This window comes from Caldivirga sp. (assembly GCF_023256255.1).
In the GTDB taxonomy this organism is placed as follows: domain Archaea; phylum Thermoproteota; class Thermoprotei; order Thermoproteales; family Thermocladiaceae; genus Caldivirga.
This window is the reverse complement of the sequence record NZ_JAGDXD010000005.1, coordinates 16811-38655: the sequence shown is the minus strand read 5'-3', so window position 1 is coordinate 38655 and position 21845 is coordinate 16811. Positions and strand designations below refer to the sequence as shown.

Genomic DNA, 21845 nt, shown 5'->3' with positions numbered 1-21845 from the left:
GCGTTCAACCACCCTGCCTCCCTGGGTTAATACTTAAGTGTAGCATTAAGCTTATTAAGGCCTAGGGGTAACCTAACGTAATGGCTAAGGTGCCTTACTTATCAGAGGTCATTGAGGTGCCTGAGGGAGTGAGCATTAGTGTTGAGGGAGGGGAATTGAACTACAGGGTAACGGTTAAGGGGCCACTGGGTTCAGTAACCAAGGAGTTTAAGGGGTTACCGGTGTTCATGAGTTTAAGGGATGGTAAAGTAGTAGTGGAGGGCTTTACACTGGATAGGAAGGCTAAGTCAATGGTATTCACCGTGGCTGGGCACATTAGGAACATGATAATTGGGGTGACGAAGGGCTGGAGGTATAAGCTTAAGGTGGTTTACGCTCACTTCCCAATAAGCGTTAAGGTTCAGGGTAATAGCGTGGTCATAGAGAATTTCCTAGGTAGAAGGTCTAAAATAACGCTTCAAATACCGCAGGGTGTTAAGGTTCAGGTGGTTAAGGATGACGTGGTGGTGGAGGGTATTGATAAGGAGTTAGTTAGCCAATTCGCAGCCAACATTGAGTTAGCCACCACGCTCAGGGGTAAGAATAGGCCAAGTCCCCATGGCAGAGAATCAGCGCCAGGCATATTAGACGGCATATACGTGTACGCCTCAGAGAACATTAAGCAGTAGGTTCTCGTAAATAATTATGCGGAAAATATTTAACTACACCTTGAATAACGGCAATTGTGCAGAAGAACCAGGAACCTTCATTAATATTAGGTAGGCAAGTATACACGGAGAATGGTTGGTTCATTGGGTACGCCTACAACATTTACACTGGGCAGGATGGGAAGCTTTACGTCCTTGTTAGGTCTAATGTTGTTCAAGCCCCAATATTAGTAGACTTAGTTAAGGTAATCGGCGACATTGTCATAGTGGACAATTCAGTATACCCAAGGGACGCAATACCCATAGTACCTGGTGCAACAGTCAGGAAATACGCCTACACAGTGAGCGGTAAGGCGTTAGGCGTGGTTTACGATGAATACAATTATGAGGGTACTGTTTACTTGAGGATAATTGGGCCAACAGGCTACATTGCCGTGCCAGTGGATAAAGTTAGCTCCATTGGTGATATAGTCATAGTTAACCAAACTGATGTACAGCCAGTACCGTTAACCCAACTGCAGCAGTCTTGGAACCAACCAATGAGTCAACCCATTCAACCAGTTCAAGTTAAGGCCGAGGAGAAGTCCCCATTAGACAAGACTGCTAACTACTACCTATACGGATTCTTCACAGGTATTATAGCCCTAATAGCCTTCGTATCAGCATCGCTGGTACTCACTGTGCCAACTAAGACTGCTGGAAACATACCATTAATATACGTGCTTAACGTTATCCCAATTATAGCAGTGGCCGTTGCATCAATAGCATTATCAGCCTACTCCTACATGGTTAAGCAGAGTGTCATGCGTAGGGAATTTAAGTACGCCCTAAGGGACAGTATGATCCTCATTATAGCCCTGGCGGTTGTTGTAGTGTTCATGGTTACTTTCTTCATACCAATAGCAAACAGCCTATGGTTAATCATAGGTGGAATAAACACGCTCTACGCCTCACCACCAGTACTAGTCACCATAATCATGTACGCCATCATGATTTACATGATTTACATGGGCTACATTAACCTCAAGTCATACGCAGCCAGATTCAAAGCATAATTAAACACCACCTCATATTGAGAAACACTAAAATAGTATAGTAAGCCATACATGCAAAGGGCCCGTAGCTCAGCATGGATTAGAGCGGCGGCCTCCGGAGCCGTAGGACCCGGGTTCAAGTCCCGGCGGGCCCGTCAGATTAAGGTGTTGAATGGGCCTCATTTACTGTTTCGACTTCCCCCATTTACGGAAACAATTAAGTACCTTTCCCCCAATAGGGGTATAGTTGATTGCATCCCCCTGGACCTGGATCAGATTCCCAAGGAAACTAGGAGGGAGATTTTGAGGTACGTGGTTGAGAGGAAAGGTATTAGGCCACCCGCATTGTGTATGACCTCCTTCCCGCACCTTAGGGTGGGGTATGTTGGGGGGTCTTGGGTGTTAGCCCTCTGGTGTGGGTTTAATGGTTTCGTGCTGTTTGTTGTTACTTGAAAGCTCAGTATCTTGTGCTTGACCTTTACCTCGTAGCCTACTTTTCTTGCTATTTTCATCGACGCATTAATATCAGCATTTATTGTCCTGCCAGTCCTCAAGCATATGTAGAGTCCCCTATGTACCCTACCATTCTCATGAATTTCACCACAAATACTACAAGCCTTGCTGGTTAGCCATTGGGTTATTTTCCTAAACCACCAAATGTTGGTATTATACTCATTACCATTATCATGACTAACCATGTGTGGGTAGCCAATGAACACCTCATCAATGACTTGTCCCTCACTGATTGCCAGGTTGGCTATTTCACGCTTCCACCAGTAGTACTCACTCTTAATGGAGCCGCCCTTCACTAGGATGGCATAGCCACTCGTGGTGGTCACCGCGAATAAGTTACTTAAACCAATGTCACCTACTATTGCTTTAATGCCACCAGGGTCTCTAACATAGTTCACTATGTACATTAAACCATCGTAGTCTATTAACCCCATGGCTGCGTTTAATGATGTTAAGTCTACCATCTTTTAAATAGCATCAAGGCACTCTACTAAGTTGTGGCAAATGTTGATAATGCTCATTGGTGTTTGGCCGCCATAATGTTTTTAAGCGTTCCTTAATATGAATTAGTGAGCATTCGTGAACATTGGCGAATTGATTAACGCGCTTAAGGACGCGTGTAGGGGTCTTGAGTCTGAGTTTGGCGATGAATTTTTAGGCTTAATGCTATTTGGTAGCTGGGCTAGGGGTGAGGCTGGTGAGGGTAGTGACGTTGATGTGCTCGTCCTATTCAATAGCCTGAGGGGCCTTGAGACTAGGGCTAGGGCCTATGAGGTTCTTAAACGATTCATAAACCGCGATATCACGCTTATAGACATGAGGAGGAGTGAGCTTAGCGGTAAGTTAACGGCACTGGCGATGAACATAGCCTACGATGGTGTGATAATCTGCGATAGGCAGGGTGACTTAACGCGCTTTAAAGATGCGGTAATTAAGTTTATTGGAAGTGAGTGCCTGGTTAGGTATAGGACTAGGGATGGCAAGTATGGGTGGGTTAGGGCCGATGGTAAGCCCATGCTTAAGGCAGTGAGGGGTGATGTACGATCCGCTTGATGAAGTTAATTATAGATATAGGCTAGCGGTTAACTACCTTAGGGACGCCAGTGACGCCTTCAGTAGGGGTGATTGGAGGGGTACGGTGGCTAATGCGCAATTAGCCTCTGAAAACGCCGCCAAGGCCATAATAGCCGTGTATAGGATACCAAGCTGGAGCCATGACCCTTCAGACGAGTTAAAGGAGATAATGAGTAACCTTCCTAAGGACTTCACAGGATTAATAAGTGAATTAATGACGATTGTAAGGAGACTGGCCCCTGAGCATGGTAGGAGTACCTATGGAGAACCCGAAAGGGGACTTACACCTTGGGAAGTTTACGGCAAAGATGAGGCTGAGAATGCCTTAAATATGGCTAAGAGGGCCGTGGAGATCATGAAGGCTGTATTAAGGGGACTTGACGTTAATGTGCATTCTTAATTGCAATACATAATAGTGAAGATTTATTAAGCCACTAGAATATGATCCTTCATTCTCATAGTTAATACATTCCAGCTATACGCATCCACCTGGACAAGGTAAGTTTCACTAATAAATGGGTCTCCGGAGCCGTAGGACCCGGGTTCAAGTCCCGGCGGGCCCACCATATTGATCTTCTTGTTTGCGTCTAGTGCCTTGGTTTTGTTAGTAAGGAAAAGGAATGAGTGTTGTTTTCCTAGCCTGCAAGTTTAGGTGTATTAGGTGTAGTGTGCATTAAGTTGATTCTACATGTGCGAGGCTTATAGCTTTTATGTTAACTCTAGGTCGGAGGATACAAACTGCGAGCAGTTGTGGGGTGGGGATGTACTCAATGAACCCCATTCCCTTAAAGGAACTGACCTCCTCCCCGCCCTAAAGAGCGAGGGTTCCCCTAGGGCGGTTCATTGGTTTGTGGTTTACAGCCTTCATTCTCATTGCTTCATTGCTGGTGGGTGTTACCCACCCCGCTCTGCTCGTCCAGCGGTAGACCACGGGCTGGGTCTTCAGCCCATTACCCCTACCCCTCACTGGGAGTTGCCCTCTGCTCCCAGATCCTAGGGACTCGGGGATATGTAGGATGTTTATTGCGGCGTTTAAGTCGGCGTTAATTACCTTCCCCATGCGGGGACACTTAAACAAACCACGTTTAACACGCCCACCCTCGTGGGCTTCCCCGCATAGGGAACAAGTCTTAGAGGTGTAGGATTCTTCTACTTTCGTTATCTTAATCCCCAATTCCTCTCCTATCTCCTCGAAACGTTTAATGACGTAACCGTAGTTCCAGAAGTTCACAGTGAGCTTATTGCCGTGGTTCTTACTAATCCCCTTAGGATAACCAACAATAACCTCACTTATCCCTTTTTCCCTTAACTCCTCCATAACCTTCCTGACCATACTGTTTAATGCGTGTTTTAAGAACCTCCTCCTCTTATCGTAAAGGAGTTTAAGCTTCCTACTCCTCTTTTGCTTATGTCTAGCTAAAACTTTCTGAACTTCACTTACCCTCTTACCATAATACTCATATTGTGCAAGGACACTACCACCCTTGAAAATATACCATGTGCCATCCTCAACATAAACAGTAGCTAAATTAACGATCCCTAAATCCACTGAAGCCCTTAAATTACCCTTGTTTTCAACCGTGTTTTCGACTTCAACTGGGATATGGGCATACCAACTCCTCCTAGCCTCATCGTAAACTATCTCTAACCTTCCCTGCTTCCCACGCCACTTGAGTTTCCCCTTGAACTTTAAGGCTAGCTTGAAGTCCTTTAGGTAGATAACTCTCTCGTTTTCGTTTACCTCGTAACGGTCGTTCCTAATGATGACGATTAGCCTATACTCCCCGTTTTCGTCCTTCCAATACCTTGGAGGTCTTGGCTTGAACCACTTTGGTAATTTTCCCTCCTTCTTCTCCTCGATTAATGAGAAGAAGCTCCTCCATGCCTCGGCGTTCTTTCTAGCGACTTGTTGCGTGTTAACCTTCAGCACGTGTTTATACTTCTTATACACCTCCTTTTCTGTCTTAACGAAGTCTACTCTCTCCCCTTTCTTGAATTGTTGTGTCCTTAACCAGTTTATTTCATTCCAACATTTGGCAGTTAGTATAGCTAGTTCCTTCAGCTTCTCGTGGGTATTCTTATCTGCTATTAGTTTAACTACGTTAGTTCTCTTCATCCTCTTTCCCCCACTGTTCCTCAATGTATTTCCTTATTGTCTCACTTGATACGTTACCAGCTGTTGACACGAAGTAGCTTCTAGTCCAGAGTTTTCCGTTGGTGTATTTTCTTAGCTCTGGGAATTTCTTCAAGACTAGTCTAGCCGATTTCCCCTTGAAGTAGTTAGCCAAATATGATGGTGAGTATCTAGGAGGACAGTTAACGAAGAGGTGTATGTGGTCTGGCATTACTTCTAGCGCTATTATTTCACAACCTAACTCTTCCGCAATTGATTTCAAGACCTCTTTAGTATATTCAGCAATCTCCCCAGCTAACATGTCTCTACGATACTTAGGAATCCATACGAAATGGTAGTTACACAGATATTTTACGTGCCTCGTTGATTTGTATTCCACAATACTTTAAAGTATTCATATTTTAAAAACTTTACCCCACCCCTAGAAGGGGCAAGGCTTGCCGATCTTTTGTCAATGTAACTATTAATTGCAATGAAGGCTGAACTTTCCTAAGGGATATTTGTAGCAATTTAACTTAGATCCATAAATTTAATATTCCTAAGGATGGGGTCAATTAACCTATACCTACCCTCACCGTACTTCTCAATTAGATTAAACCTGGTTAATGAAGTTAAGGCATTGGCTAAAACCCTATCGTCAACCTCCCGCCTAAGCATGAATGATACATACGTCTTAATGTCAATCCACCTATCAACATGCTTAAGGGCCTCAAGTACAGCTAGGTATAGTACCCTATTTGTTCTACCCTTCAGGAAATTATTGAGTTCATTCACCATTATTTTAGCGCCCTCCTCCATTACCTTACTCAACGCATCATTCATAGGCAGCCCCCTGACGCCATGAAGGTTACCGAATAGTGTTAACCAGCCTGTAATGCCGTCGAGCTCATCAATAACTTTATCGTAGCCGCTGAAGCTAATGCCTAATTCACTAAACCCCCTCATTAGGAATGCCCTTGATTGATCCCTCGTAAATGGTGTTAACCTAACCTCCACAGGTGGCCTACCGTATAGGGGTGATGCTGGTGATGGTTCAAGTAGGGTCCTTACTAATCCAACATAGGAACCGGTTAATATGAAGTGGACCCTTGGATTTGATGAGTAGACGTTACCTAGGATTTTAAGCAAATGAGGTGATGCTGATGCTAATTCCTGAACCTCATCAAAAGCTATCACGGTGTTCCTCCTGATTGATAATAAGTACTCAAGCAGCGTACCCATGGGCCTAGCCCCCCTCCTCACCTCTATGCCCAGGGGCCCTATGGTTAAGTTCACTGAGGCATCAATATCCCTAAACAACATGCTCCTATTAGCCTCATTTATCATTAGGTTAAGTAGCGTCTTAAGTGAGTTAACACCCTGTAGGTTAATATACATAGCCCTAAACCCCTCGGAGGCTAACTCATTTAACGCAACCTTAACGACACTAGTCTTACCAATCATCCTCTGCCCAACCACCACTACCCAATTACCAGCATGAATCTGCCTCTTAATGTAGTTAACCTCCTCATCCCTACCAAATAATTCACTCCTAGCCTCCTTAGGATATAGGCTGAAGAGCATACCCTATTCAGTAACTGAATACCCCCATTTATAAATTATTGCAAAACATCACCCACTAACAACCTAGCTGATCACGTAAGGATATTCAGTTACTGAATAGGGTATTGTTCAATTAAGGCAATGATTAGTTTAATAATAGGTTCCGTCTAAGGAGATCTATGACTCGACTCGGACTTCATTGAGATTTACCAAGCTAGTACTCAATTAAAATCTTAATCTCTTTATGGCGGTGAGGAGGGAAGATTAGTGCACGTATTAATCCGTAAATTATGGCTGCGGACAAGTTAATTAGCGTGTCTTCAATTATATATGTTAATGTGGGTTTACTAAGCCTTAGCATGAGCCATACTAAAGGCGATTTATGAATCAAGGCTGGAATAACTAATATAAAATTAACTAAGAGACTAATAGTTATAATCGTGAATATAATCTCATCTAACCTAATCTCATCGAATCGTGAAGAATTGTGACTCCCTGATATAATGACTTCCATATATAGTATCGATACTACTATTCCTATTAACCTTACTACCAATACTAAATCCATTTTAAATTAACTTTTCACCATCTGGCTTAAATAACTAGCGTTTAAAATAATAATTGCTAAATCATTGATTATTAGCCATGGTTTCGCAGCCACCAATTGAAGAGTAATGCCTAATATAGCATTACCTCACATTCAAAGCCAGCCAGTAGCCGCTGGACCCCGAAATTAACCTAGCCTTTATTTAAATACTTACTACCTCGTAAATTATCACTGTCTCTGCTAAATAGTTATAATATTTTTACAAAATTACTCTGCATATAAAATTAAATAATAGATATTTTATCAATCATTGTATTAGTAAAGCTTAAAAAGGTAACTTTAACATGGAAGGATTAGTGATGCCTGTGGGCATCATTGAGGGGATTTTAGGTGAGTAGTAGGTCAAGTATTGGGGTTGGGGTTACAGTTATGGTTGCTGTTGTTATTGGGCTCTTAATGGGTTATTACATAAAACCCTCGGTTACATCAACCTCAATAGTAACATTAACTTCAACGGTTTTAAAACTAATGACAACGACACTATACTCAACGGTAACCACAACAATGTTAAGTACAGTAACAACCACATTGACTACCTCAGTAACCTCAGTAAGCGCAACAACGGTAACATCAACAATCACAACAACAGCCACAAGCACAGTGACCTCATCAACATCGGTGGTAGCTGTAACAACAATAACAAGCATACCACCCCTAGTCTTAACTAACATTACCCAACCAGCCCAACAGACACAATACCATGGCGACTACACGCATGCAGGATTCATAAACAGCACAGGACCAACAACACTAACGCAAATACAGACAGAGAACCTAGGCATAGGCAGTGGGGATGAAATGGGGCTAACGGCTTACTCACCCACATTAATATTCGCTGACAATGGCCAAAGTGGGCATGTCGCTCAATACAATCTACAAACAGAGAACGTGATCACGCTTGGATCTCGATTTGACGGTATTTATATCCCTATTGCCTACGGAACGGCCATACTATACTGGCCAGGAATTATTTACTATTCCAATCTCTGCATAAGCTATGGGGAAAGTTACGTTTGTGGGGATTTATGGAGCACTAACCTGCCCAACGAGGTTTACGGTCCCTACATAACGGTTTACGGTGGCTTAGTTATTGATGCTGGCGGTGATGGTATGGAGGCTTTGAATGTGGCTAATGGGGCAACTGTGTGGACTGATAATTCATTAACAGCCCCCATAGGCTACACCACGGGTACTGTTACTACGATACCCACTGTGGGTGGTGACTTGGTTGTTGTTGGTTTAAGTAGCCCCAATGCAGTTATGGCTTTTAACGTGGGTACTGGGCAGTATGCGTGGAGTATCCTGTTAAACTCATCAAGCATAATTGATACACCAGCCTACAGTGACGGCTACTTCTACTTCACCACCAGTACAGGCTACCTGTATAAGGTGTCGTTGAGTGGTAGGGTGGTTTGGGTAGATAACCTAGGCTCAACAGCCCCAGATACACCAGCGGTAGCCTATGGTGCATTATACATAGGGACTAGTAATGGCCTACTACTGGCCATTAATGCCTCAACTGGCTCGATAGTATGGTATGATAAGCTTGGTAGTGCAGTATTGGCATCTCCAATAGTTTCAATAAACAGGATAGTCTATGTAGCAACAAGCACAGGTATGGTGTATGCGATAAATGCCCAGAGTGGGGAAGTGTTATCAAGCTATAATGTTAACGCCCCAGTGTCAGCAAACCCTGTACTCACGGATGGCTATCTACTAATATTGGACAACAATGGCATACTTCATGTTTTTAAACCGTGAAGTGGCCCTAATGAATAGTAACCATGAAAAATTAAATGCTTCTTACATGATTCTGCTAGATATCCATGAAATAAAAGTGGGCATTGGGGAGGGCACCCAATGAAACCCCCCACGTCCCCGAATAGAGCCAGTCCCGTAGACAGCACGGGGAGGAGTAATGAGGCCGAGCGATTAATAGCCACGATGAAGGCCGAACTCTCAGCATCTGCGAGCATAATTATAATGAACTAAGCGCCACTAATCAAATGGTATCATTAATTCATATTTAAGGATCCTTAACTCTTCCAGCTATCCTCCTAGCCAACTCTGTAACTCTTCTATACTCCCTGTTTTTCAATAATCCTCTTAATAACATCAATATCCACGGTTGAATACTCGTGGATTGCCATATTCCTGAAAGCTACTATGCTTTTATAAAACCTTAAATCATCACTAGATATTATACCCAGTATCATTAACTTCTCCCCAGCATCCACATAGCCGCTAACCTCCATGCCCATTAACGATGCAGTCCTCTGAGCCAGGTCTATGAGGGCTTGGGCCTGCGTCTGAAGTAGGTATAAGGCAGAGTAAAAGGCCCTAAAGTCACTGAGGTCACTTGGCGAATATCTATCGAGTAGCTTCTCCCTCTCCTCAATTATTTTAAGTAACCTCTCTATAATCGCCACGGTGGTTCACCTAAGCCCAATACCCTCCTGCTTATGAAGAAGTCAATGCATGGGTTCTGGAGCCTAAACCTAATATCGAGGTACCTCTCAATATCCCTAACGTACACTGGCCTATGCCTAAATATCTCAATTATTAAGACGCATGGTAGCCTGTAATTCAGCGGAATTAGGTCAATTAACTCTTCCCTAACATTTAGGAACTTAGCCAATGCTGTCAAGAGGTCCGCATACTTATCCTGGTCACTAAGCCATACCGCAATATCCCAATCCCCCTTAACAAGCCTACCTCCAGCCCTAGAGCCAAATAGTATAGCGAACTCAACACTATAGTCAGCCCAGGGGAACTCCTCAAGCCCAGGCACTTTATAAGACATACTAAGCCTTATATTAAGGTTACCGCTCACGTGTTTTACCGAGGAACTAAACACTTCATAGATAATGATAGGGTTTATTATGAAGTAAATGTAGGTATGAGGTAAATTTCACTTTACTTTAACGTATTTTACAAAATCTTTAAAATGAAAAATCATTAATATAAAACATGGTTGAGGACTTATTTGAAATATTATCCCATGAGATCAGAAGAAAGATAATAGTAAGTCTAGCTAAAGGACCTAAGAGTTTTTCAGAATTATATAGAGGATTATATAGAGGTTACAGGTTTAGAAAGTTAAGCCTTGGCTTTTCATCCTAAGAAGTTAAATGGACTAGTTGAGAAGGATAAGCAAGGAAACTATAAGCTAATCTGTAGTCTCACGGTTGACCATGGCTTACTGGATTTGGCTGGGATTACTAGGGGACAGAAGGTTAGGGTAATTGACTACTTATTGAGGGTTAAGGGTCTTAGCCTTAAGAGGTTTGAGTGTTACAAGTAACTTTATCTCGATGATTTACTCAAGTAGGCGTAATGCTAGTGATGACCTATTGTGTAGGACCTTAAAGTATTATCAACAGAGGAGTTGGCTAAATTACCAGGTAATTTACTTGAACTAATCACCACCAGTGACATTATTAAGGTTATTGCTAGTGCCAGGGCTAATTCAACAGCCTCACTTATATTGACTACAATAGTATTAGGCATTTACCTATCAGTCAAGTTATCTTTAAGGAGGGGTGATTGAGATGAGTAACCCGAATGGCTTAAACCATATCATAGAGGTGCATAGGCTTAATGTCTGGATAGGTAATATGCATATATTAAGAACATTAGCGGCCTTAGCATAACTAGGGGAAGCATCTTTGCGATAATGGGTCCTTCAGGTTCAGGTAAATCAACGTTACTTAAGACCCTAAATAGGATAATTGAACTGTACAAAGGCGTTAGGGTTGAGGGGAAGGTTACCCTGAATGGTGAAGACATATTTTCAATGGACCCCGTCACTTTAAGGAGGAGGGTTGGGATGGTTTTCCAGCAGCCAACCCCATTCCCACACATGAGCATTTACGACAATATAGCGTATCCACTTAGGGCTAACGGCATCGTTAAGGATAAGGCTGAGCTTAATGAGGAGGTTAAGTACGTGTTGGAGAAAGTTCACCTATGGGATGAGGTTAAGGACAGGTTAAGGATGCCTGCTGGTAAACTGTCCGGTGGCCAGCAGCAGAGGTTAGTTATTGCTAGGGCATTAGCGTTAAAACCTGAGGTCCTCCTCATGGATGAGCCAACTTCAATGATAGATGTGGTTAATGCGAGAAAGATTGAGGAATTAATCACTGAGCTAAGTAGGAACATAACCATAATAATCGTAACTCACAATCCACAGCAAGCGGCGAGGATTTCTAACTACGTTGCATTCCTATACAATGCTGACGGCTCCCCGCCCTTAAGGGGCGAGGGTTCTGCCCCTGGGGCGTCCCTCATCTTCAGGCACCCCTCACTGGGGAGGCATCACTACTCAGGCCCCGCCGTCAGCTTCCGGGGAGGCTGGGGCTCATTGCCTGTTAGGCTCGCCCCAACCCAACTCCAATAACTTAAGGGAGCAAAAAGCTTATAAGTTTTTTGCTCTATATTTTCGTGATGGGTGTGGAGTTTGTCTTTAGGGGTAGGATATCGAGTCATGGTGGTGGTAGGTTCATAATCTATATTCCTAAGGATGTGGCTGAGAGGGCTAGGAGGCTTTATGAGGAGGGTAGGGAGGTGATTGTGGTTGTACTCACGGAAGGTTGAGGAGGGCTTTAGGGTCTTAACGTTAGAAGTAAAGGCTGATTACGACGTTTTAGAGTTCATAAGGAGGTACCAGGTCTTGGCCTCGCACCTGTACTGGGCTAGGAGACTTAGGGTCAAGCCCTCGGAAGCCGTTATGGAGAGGGTAAGGAATGAGATTAAGAGTTACTGGAGGTGGCATTTGATTGATGAGGAGGATCCAATGTACCTATTCAGAGGCATTGAGAAGACGCCTTGGCCAAACTCAACAATGCTTAAGCTACCGCTAGTTGACGCGTTGCATGAGAATAAAGGGGCTTACATAAAGGATGGGAAGCTTGTTTTAAGGCTGAATAAGACGATTGAGGTGGAAATACCCAAGAGGGCTTTAGAGTGGCTCAACATACGTTTAGCCGAAAACCCGACAAGAAGACCGTAAGAGTGTTTGAGAGGGACGGCCAGCTAGTAGCTCAGGTAGTACTCCACAAAAGGAACGTTGTGAAGTTGCCCGAAGACCCTCTGCTCGTGGTGATTGACCTCAACAGCTCCTATGGCATTGTTGTCCATTACTGGGATGGGAAGCTGATAAGGACGGAAAAGTACAAGCCACCAAACAAGGGGGCTATGTGGCGTGAAGTTAAGTGGTTAATGAAGCTAAGGGATACCCTGTACAACCAAGGCACCATAACACAGGCACAAATCAACACGTACTCCGCCTTGGTAAGGAAGATGTTGAGTAAGAGTAGTAAGGCTTGGATCCAGCAGACCGTGGATAGGGTAGTCAGGAGGGTTAGGAGGATAGCCAAGGGGCATGGTAAGGAGCCGTTAGTGCTTATTGATGTACCAAGTGATGAATCCTTGAGGGGTAGCCCGTTGCAGAGGACTATAAGATCCTTCGCCCAATACTTAACAAACGTCCTGTCGTGGTACGGCATTTATTGGGAGGAGGTGAGGCTCTACAGCACCATCTGCCCTAGATGCGGCGCTAGGTTAAGGCTGGTTGAGAAAACGAGACACGTAAGAATCATGGCTTGCCCAAGGTGCGGGTTCAGTGAGGATAGAGACAAGGTACCACTCCACTGGGCAATAAAACACCTAACCCCGCCTTAAAAAGGCGAGGCTTCCTAATTCATTAGGAAGTGAATTAATAGAATGGGGGCCCACTAGAAAAGTATTCTCATCTCCATTCAACAAACTCACTGAAATGTACGTAGTGGGGAGAGTATAATGCCTATAATTTCCAGAAAGAACCATAAGCTTTAACGTAGGGTAAAACCTCAATAATGGCTTAAAGCTTTAACTTACCCAATATGTAATACCAGGTTCATAATATTGCAGGGGATAATGGTATACTGTAAGGTTGAGGAACGTTAAGAAACCGCTTGGTGGTTTACCGTATTAGTGACTCCCCGCATTTATGGAGTGGTATTAAGTTGCGGCTACTTATGTTTTTAAGTGGGGTCATTCACTTTCCTCTAGTGCTATTAATTCAATAAGCTTCTCTCCAAGGTACCTCTCCCCCCTTATTATTAAGTCATCATTAGCCTCATCGTAGTACTTCTTGATTAATTTAAGTACGTTAGCTAAATTAGCTTCATCATTCTCCTCAACTATTACTGGGCCATCTAAGGTTGAGTTCTCATATGCAGTAATTAACTTATTCGAGTAATACATTATATCATACATAGCTACAACCTTACCATCCTCAACCTTTTTGAATATCTGAACCTTCAACAATGGTTCAGTTATACCATGCCTAACCCATTCATAGTACTTTATCTTCACGTGAACCCAAATTAAACCACCCCTTTTAAAAAGCTTCCCAGCTACCCTCCCCCATCCCTTCACTAGCCATAATGCAATCGGCTTCCCTTTGCTCCTGCACCTTATGTGGGGAATTGGGAATTTAACTAGGTGTTAAAAATGATTATAAGGATTAAGTGAGTGTTGGATTCATCTTTATCGTAAAAATGTTGGGTTTTATTTATAAACTCATGCGTTTAATCAACTAGTGCTGAATATTGATGAGTTAGTAAGGGGATTAATGAGTAGTTGCGGTTCCGGGGATTTTCTTGAGAAGGTTCATTCTGAGGTTCAAAACACTATAATTGACGTTGCTGAGTTGGGTATTAGTAATGAGGAGTTAGTTAAGGTTTTGGGCGTATACGCCTTAACTCAATCATTAAGGTTAGTTAAATTAAATGTGGCTGAACAAGAGTTGAATGGTTCATTAAGCGGCGAGTTCATTAATGTTATTCAATGCTTAGTAAGGGCATTAAGGGGCTTAAGCGGTGAATGCCTAATAGGTAATGAATTGTTAAGGAGAGTCCTACAGTATGCGTCGTCCCTGATTAATGAGGTTAAGGAGCATTGCCTTCAATTAACCTCCTCCCCACCCTAAAGAGCGAGACTTCAAGTACGTTGTAAACTCTTATAGTTAATTTTATAAGGGCAATTAAGCGTGGGTTTAAGGATAATAACATGCCTGTGTTAACATCATCAAGTCAACCCAGGAAGCAGCATAAGGCGCTTAGTAGGGCACCTTGGCATGCTAGGCGTAGGTTATTAACGGCACCATTATCTAAGGATTTGCAGAGGCAATTGGGCATAAAGAGGATACCGGTTAGGGTTGGGGATACTGTGCTAATAATGAGGGGGGACTTTAAGGGTACTAGGGGTAAGGTAACTAGGGTTGATTACAAGAGGATGAGGATATACGTTGACTCCGCTTCATATAAGAAACCCAGTGGTGAGGCTGTGTATTACCCAATTCACCCATCTAAGGTAGTCATCGTGGAGCTTGATCAAAGCGATAAAATTAGGGTTGCTGCAATTGAGAGGATTAGGAAGGCAAGGGAGGCTAAGGCAGGTGCTAGGGAGGTTATAGTGCCTCAGCAGGGTGGTCAATCATGACTCACCTGAGGAGGTCAACGTCACCTGAATGGTGGCCTGTGGAAAGGAAGGGGTTACCGTGGTCGATTAAGCCAAGTCCAGGCCCCCATCCAGCCTACTCAAGCATACCCCTTGCCGTGCTTCTTAGGGACGTATTCCACTACGCTAGGACTCTTAAGGAGGCTAGGTTAATAATAGGTAAGGGTTACGTTAAGGTTGATGGTAAGGTTAGGAGGGATTATAAGTACCCTGTTGGCTTAATGGATGTTGTTGAGTTAACCCCAATAAGCGAATACTACAGGATCATACCTGACCCCGTTAACTTCCTGAAGCCCATTAGGATTGATAAGGCTGAGGCAAGCGTTAAGGTGTGTAGGATTGAGGATAAGACAATGGTTAAGGAGGGTAGGATTCAGTTAAACCTCCATGATGGGAGAAACATCATTGTTGAGCAGGATGAGGGTAAGAAGTATGAGACACTTGGAAGCGTCGTAATTAACCTTGAGGATGGTAAGTTAATGGATTACTACCCAATGCAGCCTAACCAATACGTAATAGCCTTCAGCGGTATCAACGTGGGTAAGCACGGTACATTAGTTAACTGGGTTAAGTCCTTTAGGAAGAGGGATGCAATAGCAACAGTTAAGGCTAAGGAGGGTGAGTTTAAAACAATCCTAGACTACCTACTGGTTATTGGTAAGGAATCACCAGTGGTGAAGGTGACTGAGTGATGCCGGTCATTGACCTATCCACAATTGACCTAAGGACAATAAAGCCAAGTGACGTAGACTGGAGGAAGTTCACCCTTGACGCAGGCCACCCAATGAAGAGGGTGTACATATGGAGTGTTGCAGTGAACATGGGTATTGGGCAGAGTGGTGAAAGGCTTGAGAAGGCTGCTAAGGTTATGTCAGAGTTAACTGGGCGGACACCATCCTATAGGCTTGCGCATAAGTCGATAAAAGACTTCGGAATAAGGAGGGGTGAACCAATAGGCCTACTGGTCACCCTAAGGAGGAATGAGGCCGTGTGGTTCCTACTTAAGGCGCTGGCTGCAGTTGACTTCACCCTTAAGGAGGAAAGCTTCAATGCAGGTAACGTGAGTTTCGGGGTTAGGGAGCACATACTCGTGCCGGGCTCCAGGTATGAGCCTGCCTTAGGCATATTTGGCTTCGACGTTGCAGTAACCTTAGCTAGACCTGGATATAGGGTTCAGTATAGGCGTAGGGCAAGGGCTGATGTGGGTAAGGCTCATAGGGTAACTAGGGAGGAGACCATTAGGTTCTTCCAGGACGTAATAGGGGTTAGGGTGCTTAAACGCTGAAGACCCCAATGTAAGTTATTTTCCTCATTGAGTGAAAGGTATTTAACCATCCTAAGAATCATTAATGCGTAGTGCGGATTAACCCTGAACTATGCGTTAGGTGTCGTGGGGAGTATAACCTATGCGGATTAGCTTACTGCCCAATACTCGTGAATAATAGGGCCTTCAGGAGGATTAAGCCCCTTGAGGGTAAAACAGGTGTTGACGGTTCCTCGCCCCCAAGCGTCATGGTTGGTAGACTAGGTTACCCTAAGGTTAGGGTTTACCCAGCTACACCACCAATTCACGGGAGCACTGATTGGCTTGAGGAGCCAAAGGCTTGGTTAAGCATGAGTCTTGAAGACTTCCTAACCAGTAGGCTCACCTTAATTAGAGGTTCAACAGTGTTTAACATTAATGACCCAAGGAACCCACCTAGGCAGTTACATGAAATACAAGTAATGGCTATTTCAAGCAGACCAGTGGACACTGAGTTAACGTTGGCGAAGCCTATTAAGGGTAACGTAACCTTTAATGAACAGGAACCACCAATAGGCCCCTCAGCCCCATTAAGGAACCTTAAATTATCAACAACCCCTCAACCAGCCAGAGCAGTGGAGAAGGCGTACTCAGACTTAGACATGAGGGCTAGTGACGCTGTCTGGATGCTTTACAGTTCAGGGATAGATGTGCACGTTATCTCAAGGTTAATGAGCATTGGCGCAATAGGTAGGGGTAGGGCCAGGAGGCTTGTACCAACTAGGTGGTCAATAACGGCCATTGATGAGGAGGTTTCAAGTAGATTAATAGATGAGGTTAAGGATTACCCTGAACTAGGCGAGTATAGGGTTTACGTCAGGAGAAGCAGTAACAACCTCTTCCTAGGCATACTTGCCCCACACACTTGGCTTTACGAATGGAGTGAATTATGGTGGCCTGGGAGCACTTGGAACAATTGGGGAAGTGAACCCGTGGTTGAAATTGATAGTGAAGGGTACTGGGGTAGGGATACTTACCCAAGCATTGGTGGATGCTACTACGCGGCTAGGTTGGCTGCAGCTGAGGCTCTTCACAGTATGCGTAGGCAAGCGGCTGTAATACTATTGCGGGAGATTTACCCAGGCTTCAACATACCCGTGGGCGTTTGGTTTGTTAGGGAGAATGTTAGAGCCATGTTTAAGGGCGAGTACGCTAGTTTCAGTAGCCTTGATGAGGCTCTTAAGTTCGCTGCAGGTCAACTTAAACTGCCACTAGCCAAGTGGGCTTCAAGATCCTACGTACTGAGGAGGCTGAGGGAGGCTAGATTACTATGAGCCTTATTATTAGGGAAATTAAGGTTAAGAAGGCCTTAAGTAAATCCGGCCTACCTGAATACGACTACGCCCTAAACCCATACTTAGGTTGCCAGCATGGTTGCGTATACTGTTACGCAAGGGACTTCACCAGTGGGGAACCGGCTACTAGGTGGGGGGAGGTTGTGTATGTTAAGGTTAATTTAATTGAGGTGCTCAGTAATGAGGTTAAGGGGGTTAGGAGGGGCATTGTGGGTTTATCAACAATAACGGACCCGTATCAACCAATTGAGTCAAAGTATAAGTTAAGTAGGGGGGCCTTAGGCATACTCTGCGGTTCAGGATTCCACGTAAGTGTTCAGACTAAGTCAGCCCTAGTGCTTAGGGATATTGACCTCCTTAGGCAATGTGGCGGCATGGTTGATGTTGGCTTAACAATAACGACAATGAGGGATGTGTTTAAGTTAATTGAACCAAACACCCAAGCACCATTAGTTAGGGCAATGACTATTAGGAAGCTGGCTAGGGCTGGTGTGAAAACATGGATATTCCTAGGCCCAATAATACCAGGTATTAATGACTCAAGGCTTGATTATGAACCAATCATTAGGCTAGCTAAGGAGACTAATAGCCAATTAATAATAGACAGGTTTAGACCAAGGAAAACAGCCGTAGGCCTCATAAAAAGCAAATTAGGCGTTAACCCAATACCAACCACTGATTGGTGGAGGAGAACAATAAGTGAATTAAGCCAACTTTGCAGCAGTTACGGCGTCAACTGCATTACTGAGGAGGATGAGTGGAGGAGTAGGCGTAGGGATGGTTCAATACTTGATTACCTACATGACTAAGGTTTAATTTAAGCAGCATGCGCTCAATAATGAGGAGTACTCCCACATGCATAGTGCCTCTGTTTCAGCCTCCTTTATTAAGGTGTATGTATATTTAGTTCCCGCGAAAAACATAGTATCCTTAATAAAAGTAGATCGTTAAGGGATTTGCTTTACATCTAAATTAAGTTCCTCTACGTCAGTTCTCGGCACTATGAATTCAATGTTGATGTTGCGTATTAAATTTTTTGGAAGTAACTTTTAATTACCAATAGGGGTGAGCCATGTTGTGAAAGCCTACTTAATGTACCCAGATGTAAGGGATGAATGGGTAGTTTTCACAACAGAAGATGATTTATGGCTTTACAATATGAAAAGTGATGAAGCGGTAAGATTAACCTCAGATTTCGGTATAGTATTAAACCCTAGAATTTCACCTAACAAGAAATGGATAGCCTTTGCTAGATATCAGCCTGGTGATCAACCCTTATCGGAGGTCTACGTAATTCCTCTAGAAGGTGGTGAGCCTAGGAGGTTAACGTACTTCGGTAGCCCAGTAACTAACGTTGTGGGTTGGAGTCCAGATAATAAGATAATAGTTAGGTCCGACTTTAAGAGGCCCTTCCTTAAATGGAGGGAATTGTTCTCTATAGATCCTGAGACTGGTGAGATTAGGAGGCTACCCTATGGGCCTGCGGATTCCATAGCCTTTGGTGAGAAGGCTTTAGTTATAGGGAGGAACACTATTGATTTACCCTACTGGAAGGGGTATAGGGGTGGTACTAGGGGGAGGTTTTACATTGACTATGGTTACACGGGTGAGTTTAAACCATTTCTTGACTTAAACGCTAACCTAACAAGCCCCATGTGGGTAAAGGATAGGTTCTACTTCATCTCAGACCATGAGGGCACTGGGAACATTTACTCAGTAGATGTTGAGGGGAGGGACTTAAGAAGGCACACGGACTTTTCAGAATATTACGTAAGGAACGCCAGCTCTGATGGTAACTCGATTGTTTTCCAAATGGCTGGTGACATTTATTTACTTAAGGATGGGGAAATAAAGAAGCTTGAGGTAAAAATTCCAGTAACGGGTAAGCATAGGATAGGTAAGTTTAAGGAAGTTGACAAGTACCTCACATACTACTCATCCGATGGAAATTACTTTGCTGCAATAGTTAGAGGTAAGCCATTTCTAATGCCTAATTGGGATGGCCCAGTTGTGCAACTAGGTAATAGGGAAGGTACTAGGTATAAGGCCATAGAGGTGGTTAAGGGTAGAATTTTCGTCCTCAATTCAGATGAGGATAAGATAGAGGTTTACGGCCTTGAGGGGGATAAGGTAAAGGAGATTAAGGTCAAAGGCTACGTGGAGAAGATGGTTCCCTCACCTGACGGTAGTTTAATAGCGCTTGTAAACAACGATTTCGAGTTATGGATAGTGAATGTTAACGATGGTTCACAGACACTTTTAGACAAGGGGAAGTGGTACATTGAGGAGGTGGTCTGGCACCCAAGCGGTAAGTGGATTGCATATACTTACCCAGAGTCTAGTTATTGGATGTGGAATAGGGTTAGGATAAGTGATTTAAGGAATGTTAAGGACATAACCACCCAAGGTTATTACAACTTCTCACTTTCATTTGACCCAGACGGTAAAATGCTTTACTTCCTTTCCACGAGGAATTTTGAACCTATAATGGATTGGGTTTACTTCCACTATGATTTCGTAAACCCAGCTAAGGCCTACCTAGTAGTACTTAATAAGGAAGTGTTCTCACCATTTAATAAGCAGCTAATTAACAAAGATGCTGAAGCCAAGGTAGACTTAGACGGGATTGAAACTAGGGTCTCTACAATACCCATAGACCCTGGTTATTATTCTAAAATTAGGGGTTTGAAAGGAAACAAGGTCGCGTTATTAAGATTCCCACCTAAGAGGGTTTCAGGGCAGAGGCAAGATGGCTTAATTGAGGTTTTTGACTTCTCCACAAAGACTAAGGAACAGTACTTAGACAATGTTACTGATTTTGAGTATAGGGAAGGCTTTCTAATAATAAGGCAGGGGAATACGATAAGGGTTTTGAAGGAGGATAAGAAGCCTGAACAAGGACAAGACGCTAACCCCAAGACCGGGATAATAAACTTATTGAGGATAAAAGTCTACGTTGACCTAAAGGAGGAGTGGAGGCAAATGCTTACGGAAGCATGGAGGTTAATGAAGGAGAACTATTGGAGAAATGACATGAATGGGGTAAACTGGGATAGCGTCCTAGAAAAATACAGGAGACTTTTAGATAAAGTAAACACGCGTTATGAGCTTTCCGACTTAATTAAGGAAATGCACGGTGAGTTGAGGACCTCCCATGCCTATGAGTTCAGTGGTGATTATGATGTGGAGAAGCCTTATAACGTTGGTGGGTTAGGGATAGATTATAAGTTCAATGGCGAGTGCTATGAGATAACGGAAATTTTCGTAGGGGACCCTAATGAGGAGAATGAGAGGTCTCCATTACTAGACCCGGGTATTAACGCTGAGGTAGGGGACTGCCTAGTGTCTATTGATGGCGTAAAGCTTAATCCAAATAACCCACCGGAAAAGCTCCTGGTAAATAAGGCTGGTGAACCAGTGGTTATAGAACTTAAGAAGAAGAGTGGTGAGGTTAAGAAATTCTCCGTTAGGACTTTGAAGAATGAGAAATACGTGATATACAGGAGTTGGGTTGAGAGGAATAGAAGGTATGTGAACTCCAAGGGCTATGGTTACGTTCATATACCGGACATGATGTCTCAGGGTTTTGCAGAGTTCTTTAGGCTGTACACTTACGAGGTGTTTAAATACGGTAACGTAATTATAGACATTAGGTACAACAGCGGTGGCCACATCTCGCAACTCCTCATAGAGAGACTTTTAACTAAAAGGATAGGTGTCGATGTACCTAGGAGGGGTGAACCAATTCCTTATCCTGTAGTAGCACCTACAAGGCTTACCTTAATAACTAACGAACAAGCCGGGTCTGACGCAGACATATTTACTAAGGCCTTCAAGCTCTATAAACTGGGTAAGGTAGTAGGTACTAGGACTTGGGGTGGTGTAATAGGTATTGACAGTAGGTATTCTTTAGTCGACGGGACTGTAGTTACTCAACCTAAGTATGCCTTCTGGTTTATTGATGTAGGTTTCGGAGTTGAAAATTACGGCGTAGACCCAGATGTAGTCATTGATAACCTTCCACAGGATTACAGAAATGGCATTGATAAGCAGTTAGAGGTGGCGGTACAGGAACTAGGGAATGAGGAAACCGTGGATTCCATTAAGGTGTTCCTTGAGAGTGAAATTAAATCCTAATTTTTACCTTGGCTTCTTCACCTGGGCTATGGCTTGAAGGATGCATTAAACTGCTT

The 21845-nt window shown here is 43.6% G+C and carries 25 protein-coding genes, 1 tRNA gene and 1 pseudogene; 19 read left to right on the top strand and 8 right to left on the bottom strand.

All coding sequences use genetic code 11. The features are described from left to right. The first annotated feature begins 80 nt into the window (after window positions 1-80). From Q0C29_RS00940 to Q0C29_RS00930, 3 genes are all read left to right on the top strand, one after another. On the top strand, window positions 81-668 hold the full coding sequence (locus Q0C29_RS00940; protein WP_291998784.1) for a 50S ribosomal protein L6: 588 nt from the start codon (window positions 81-83) through the stop codon (window positions 666-668). Between the two features lie 56 nt (window positions 669-724). After that, on the top strand, window positions 725-1702 hold the full coding sequence (locus tag Q0C29_RS00935; protein ID WP_291998783.1) for a hypothetical protein: 978 nt from the start codon (window positions 725-727) through the stop codon (window positions 1700-1702). A 58-nt stretch (window positions 1703-1760) separates the two neighbouring features. Continuing rightward, window positions 1761-1836 (top strand) — tRNA-Arg (locus Q0C29_RS00930). Window positions 1837-1953: 117 nt separating this feature from the next. Here Q0C29_RS00930 and Q0C29_RS00925 read toward each other — a convergent pair. Next, window positions 1954-2658 (bottom strand): zinc ribbon domain-containing protein, encoded by a 705-nt coding sequence (locus tag Q0C29_RS00925; protein ID WP_291998782.1) that lies wholly within the window; start codon window positions 2656-2658, stop codon window positions 1954-1956. Between the two features lie 115 nt (window positions 2659-2773). Here Q0C29_RS00925 and Q0C29_RS00920 point away from each other — a divergent pair, with 115 nt between their 5' ends. Further along, window positions 2774-3247, top strand: a complete 474-nt coding sequence (locus tag Q0C29_RS00920) for a nucleotidyltransferase family protein (RefSeq protein WP_291998781.1) — start codon at window positions 2774-2776, stop codon at window positions 3245-3247. Further along, window positions 3231-3668: a HEPN domain-containing protein gene (locus Q0C29_RS00915; RefSeq protein WP_291998780.1), complete on the top strand. Its 438-nt coding sequence runs from the start codon at window positions 3231-3233 to the stop codon at window positions 3666-3668. The genes Q0C29_RS00920 and Q0C29_RS00915 overlap by 17 nt, the downstream gene beginning before the upstream one ends. A gap of 411 nt (window positions 3669-4079) precedes the next feature. Here Q0C29_RS00915 and Q0C29_RS00910 read toward each other — a convergent pair whose 3' ends face one another. From Q0C29_RS00910 to Q0C29_RS00900, 3 genes are all read right to left on the bottom strand, one after another. Next, window positions 4080-5384 carry a transposase gene (locus tag Q0C29_RS00910; protein ID WP_291998779.1) on the bottom strand — a complete coding sequence of 435 codons (1305 nt, stop codon included), beginning with the start codon at window positions 5382-5384 and terminating at the stop codon, window positions 4080-4082. Beyond that, window positions 5371-5781 (bottom strand): IS200/IS605 family transposase, encoded by a 411-nt coding sequence (tnpA, locus tag Q0C29_RS00905; RefSeq protein WP_291998778.1) that lies wholly within the window; start codon window positions 5779-5781, stop codon window positions 5371-5373. The genes Q0C29_RS00910 and tnpA overlap by 14 nt, the downstream gene beginning before the upstream one ends. A 131-nt stretch (window positions 5782-5912) precedes the next feature. Beyond that, entirely contained in the window at window positions 5913-6965 is a 1053-nt protein-coding gene (locus tag Q0C29_RS00900) for an ATP-binding protein (protein WP_291998777.1), read from the bottom strand. A gap of 916 nt (window positions 6966-7881) precedes the next feature. Here Q0C29_RS00900 and Q0C29_RS00895 point away from each other — a divergent pair. Beyond that, window positions 7882-9312, top strand: a complete 1431-nt coding sequence (locus tag Q0C29_RS00895) for a PQQ-binding-like beta-propeller repeat protein (RefSeq protein WP_291998776.1) — start codon at window positions 7882-7884, stop codon at window positions 9310-9312. 317 nt (window positions 9313-9629) lie between these two features. Here Q0C29_RS00895 and Q0C29_RS00890 read toward each other — a convergent pair whose 3' ends face one another. Both Q0C29_RS00890 and Q0C29_RS00885 read right to left on the bottom strand, forming a co-directional pair. Beyond that, window positions 9630-9980, bottom strand: coding sequence for a HepT-like ribonuclease domain-containing protein (locus Q0C29_RS00890; protein ID WP_291998775.1), 351 nt, complete (start codon window positions 9978-9980; stop codon window positions 9630-9632). Further along, complete coding sequence (locus Q0C29_RS00885; RefSeq protein WP_291998774.1) at window positions 9968-10354, bottom strand: nucleotidyltransferase domain-containing protein; 387 nt, start codon at window positions 10352-10354, stop codon at window positions 9968-9970. The genes Q0C29_RS00890 and Q0C29_RS00885 overlap by 13 nt, the downstream gene beginning before the upstream one ends. Before the next feature lie 167 nt (window positions 10355-10521). Between Q0C29_RS00885 and Q0C29_RS00880 the strand changes: the two genes are divergently transcribed. Both Q0C29_RS00880 and Q0C29_RS00875 read left to right on the top strand, forming a co-directional pair. Beyond that, window positions 10522-10674, top strand: a complete 153-nt coding sequence (locus Q0C29_RS00880) for a hypothetical protein (RefSeq protein WP_291998773.1) — start codon at window positions 10522-10524, stop codon at window positions 10672-10674. Next, complete coding sequence (locus tag Q0C29_RS00875; RefSeq protein ID WP_291998772.1) at window positions 10658-10855, top strand: hypothetical protein; 198 nt, start codon at window positions 10658-10660, stop codon at window positions 10853-10855. The genes Q0C29_RS00880 and Q0C29_RS00875 overlap by 17 nt, the downstream gene beginning before the upstream one ends. A 35-nt stretch (window positions 10856-10890) precedes the next feature. Here Q0C29_RS00875 and Q0C29_RS00870 read toward each other — a convergent pair whose 3' ends face one another. Continuing rightward, window positions 10891-11061, bottom strand: a complete 171-nt coding sequence (locus Q0C29_RS00870; protein WP_291998771.1) for a hypothetical protein — start codon at window positions 11059-11061, stop codon at window positions 10891-10893. Between the two features lie 41 nt (window positions 11062-11102). Between Q0C29_RS00870 and Q0C29_RS00865 the strand changes: the two are divergent. The 4 genes and pseudogenes from Q0C29_RS00865 to Q0C29_RS00850 form a co-directional block, all read left to right on the top strand. Next, window positions 11103-11791 (top strand): annotated as a pseudogene (locus tag Q0C29_RS00865) (phosphate ABC transporter ATP-binding protein); the annotation flags it as partial. 206 nt (window positions 11792-11997) lie between these two features. After that, window positions 11998-12147: a hypothetical protein gene (locus tag Q0C29_RS00860; protein ID WP_291998770.1), complete on the top strand. Its 150-nt coding sequence runs from the start codon at window positions 11998-12000 to the stop codon at window positions 12145-12147. Next, window positions 12128-12562: a hypothetical protein gene (locus Q0C29_RS00855; RefSeq protein WP_291998769.1), complete on the top strand. Its 435-nt coding sequence runs from the start codon at window positions 12128-12130 to the stop codon at window positions 12560-12562. The genes Q0C29_RS00860 and Q0C29_RS00855 overlap by 20 nt, the downstream gene beginning before the upstream one ends. 86 nt (window positions 12563-12648) lie before the next feature. After that, on the top strand, window positions 12649-13233 hold the full coding sequence (locus Q0C29_RS00850; protein WP_291998768.1) for a zinc ribbon domain-containing protein: 585 nt from the start codon (window positions 12649-12651) through the stop codon (window positions 13231-13233). A gap of 351 nt (window positions 13234-13584) precedes the next feature. On the opposite strand, the gene Q0C29_RS00845 is transcribed toward Q0C29_RS00850, so the two are convergent. Continuing rightward, a complete protein-coding gene (locus Q0C29_RS00845; RefSeq protein ID WP_291998767.1) occupies window positions 13585-13908 on the bottom strand; it encodes a hypothetical protein in 324 nt (107 codons plus the stop codon). Between the two features lie 259 nt (window positions 13909-14167). Between Q0C29_RS00845 and Q0C29_RS00840 the strand changes: the two genes are divergently transcribed. The 7 genes from Q0C29_RS00840 (at window position 14168) to Q0C29_RS00810 (ending at window position 21789) form a co-directional block, all read left to right on the top strand. After that, the gene (locus Q0C29_RS00840) at window positions 14168-14524 is read left to right on the top strand and encodes a hypothetical protein (RefSeq protein ID WP_291998766.1); all 357 of its coding nucleotides are present in this window, start codon (window positions 14168-14170) and stop codon (window positions 14522-14524) included. An 80-nt stretch (window positions 14525-14604) separates the two neighbouring features. Continuing rightward, a complete protein-coding gene (gene rplX, locus Q0C29_RS00835) occupies window positions 14605-15036 on the top strand; it encodes a 50S ribosomal protein L24 (protein WP_291998765.1) in 432 nt (143 codons plus the stop codon). Beyond that, window positions 15033-15746 (top strand): 30S ribosomal protein S4e, encoded by a 714-nt coding sequence (locus Q0C29_RS00830; RefSeq protein WP_291998764.1) that lies wholly within the window; start codon window positions 15033-15035, stop codon window positions 15744-15746. The genes rplX and Q0C29_RS00830 overlap by 4 nt, the downstream gene beginning before the upstream one ends. Window positions 15747-15838: 92 nt before the next feature. Then, window positions 15839-16339, top strand: a complete 501-nt coding sequence (locus Q0C29_RS00825) for a 50S ribosomal protein L5 (RefSeq protein ID WP_367173592.1) — start codon at window positions 15839-15841, stop codon at window positions 16337-16339. 71 nt (window positions 16340-16410) lie between these two features. Further along, a complete protein-coding gene (locus Q0C29_RS00820) occupies window positions 16411-17631 on the top strand; it encodes an Nre family DNA repair protein (RefSeq protein ID WP_291998763.1) in 1221 nt (406 codons plus the stop codon). Beyond that, entirely contained in the window at window positions 17628-18461 is an 834-nt protein-coding gene (locus tag Q0C29_RS00815) for a radical SAM protein (RefSeq protein ID WP_291998762.1), read from the top strand. The genes Q0C29_RS00820 and Q0C29_RS00815 overlap by 4 nt, the downstream gene beginning before the upstream one ends. Window positions 18462-18729: 268 nt before the next feature. After that, window positions 18730-21789, top strand: coding sequence for a S41 family peptidase (locus tag Q0C29_RS00810; protein ID WP_291998761.1), 3060 nt, complete (start codon window positions 18730-18732; stop codon window positions 21787-21789). The last annotated feature ends 56 nt before the right edge of the window (window positions 21790-21845 follow it).

Bases quoted from the DNA above. Each gene is read 5' to 3' on its own strand.
- Q0C29_RS00940 (WP_291998784.1), top strand. From the start codon at position 81: ATGGCTAAGGTGCCTTACTTATCAGAGGTCATTGAGGTGCCTGAGGGA.
- Q0C29_RS00925 (WP_291998782.1), bottom strand. From the start codon at position 2,658: ATGGTAGACTTAACATCATTAAACGCAGCCATGGGGTTAATAGACTAC.
- Q0C29_RS00915 (WP_291998780.1), top strand. From the start codon at position 3,231: ATGTACGATCCGCTTGATGAAGTTAATTATAGATATAGGCTAGCGGTT.
- Q0C29_RS00910 (WP_291998779.1), bottom strand. From the start codon at position 5,384: ATGAAGAGAACTAACGTAGTTAAACTAATAGCAGATAAGAATACCCAC.
- Q0C29_RS00900 (WP_291998777.1), bottom strand. From the start codon at position 6,965: ATGCTCTTCAGCCTATATCCTAAGGAGGCTAGGAGTGAATTATTTGGT.
- Q0C29_RS00885 (WP_291998774.1), bottom strand. From the start codon at position 10,354: ATGTCTTATAAAGTGCCTGGGCTTGAGGAGTTCCCCTGGGCTGACTAT.
- Q0C29_RS00880 (WP_291998773.1), top strand. From the start codon at position 10,522: ATGGTTGAGGACTTATTTGAAATATTATCCCATGAGATCAGAAGAAAG.
- Q0C29_RS00870 (WP_291998771.1), bottom strand. From the start codon at position 11,061: ATGCCTAATACTATTGTAGTCAATATAAGTGAGGCTGTTGAATTAGCC.
- Q0C29_RS00860 (WP_291998770.1), top strand. From the start codon at position 11,998: ATGGGTGTGGAGTTTGTCTTTAGGGGTAGGATATCGAGTCATGGTGGT.
- Q0C29_RS00840 (WP_291998766.1), top strand. From the start codon at position 14,168: ATGAGTAGTTGCGGTTCCGGGGATTTTCTTGAGAAGGTTCATTCTGAG.
- rplX (WP_291998765.1), top strand. From the start codon at position 14,605: ATGCCTGTGTTAACATCATCAAGTCAACCCAGGAAGCAGCATAAGGCG.
- Q0C29_RS00830 (WP_291998764.1), top strand. From the start codon at position 15,033: ATGACTCACCTGAGGAGGTCAACGTCACCTGAATGGTGGCCTGTGGAA.
- Q0C29_RS00825 (WP_367173592.1), top strand. From the start codon at position 15,839: ATGAAGAGGGTGTACATATGGAGTGTTGCAGTGAACATGGGTATTGGG.
- Q0C29_RS00815 (WP_291998762.1), top strand. From the start codon at position 17,628: ATGAGCCTTATTATTAGGGAAATTAAGGTTAAGAAGGCCTTAAGTAAA.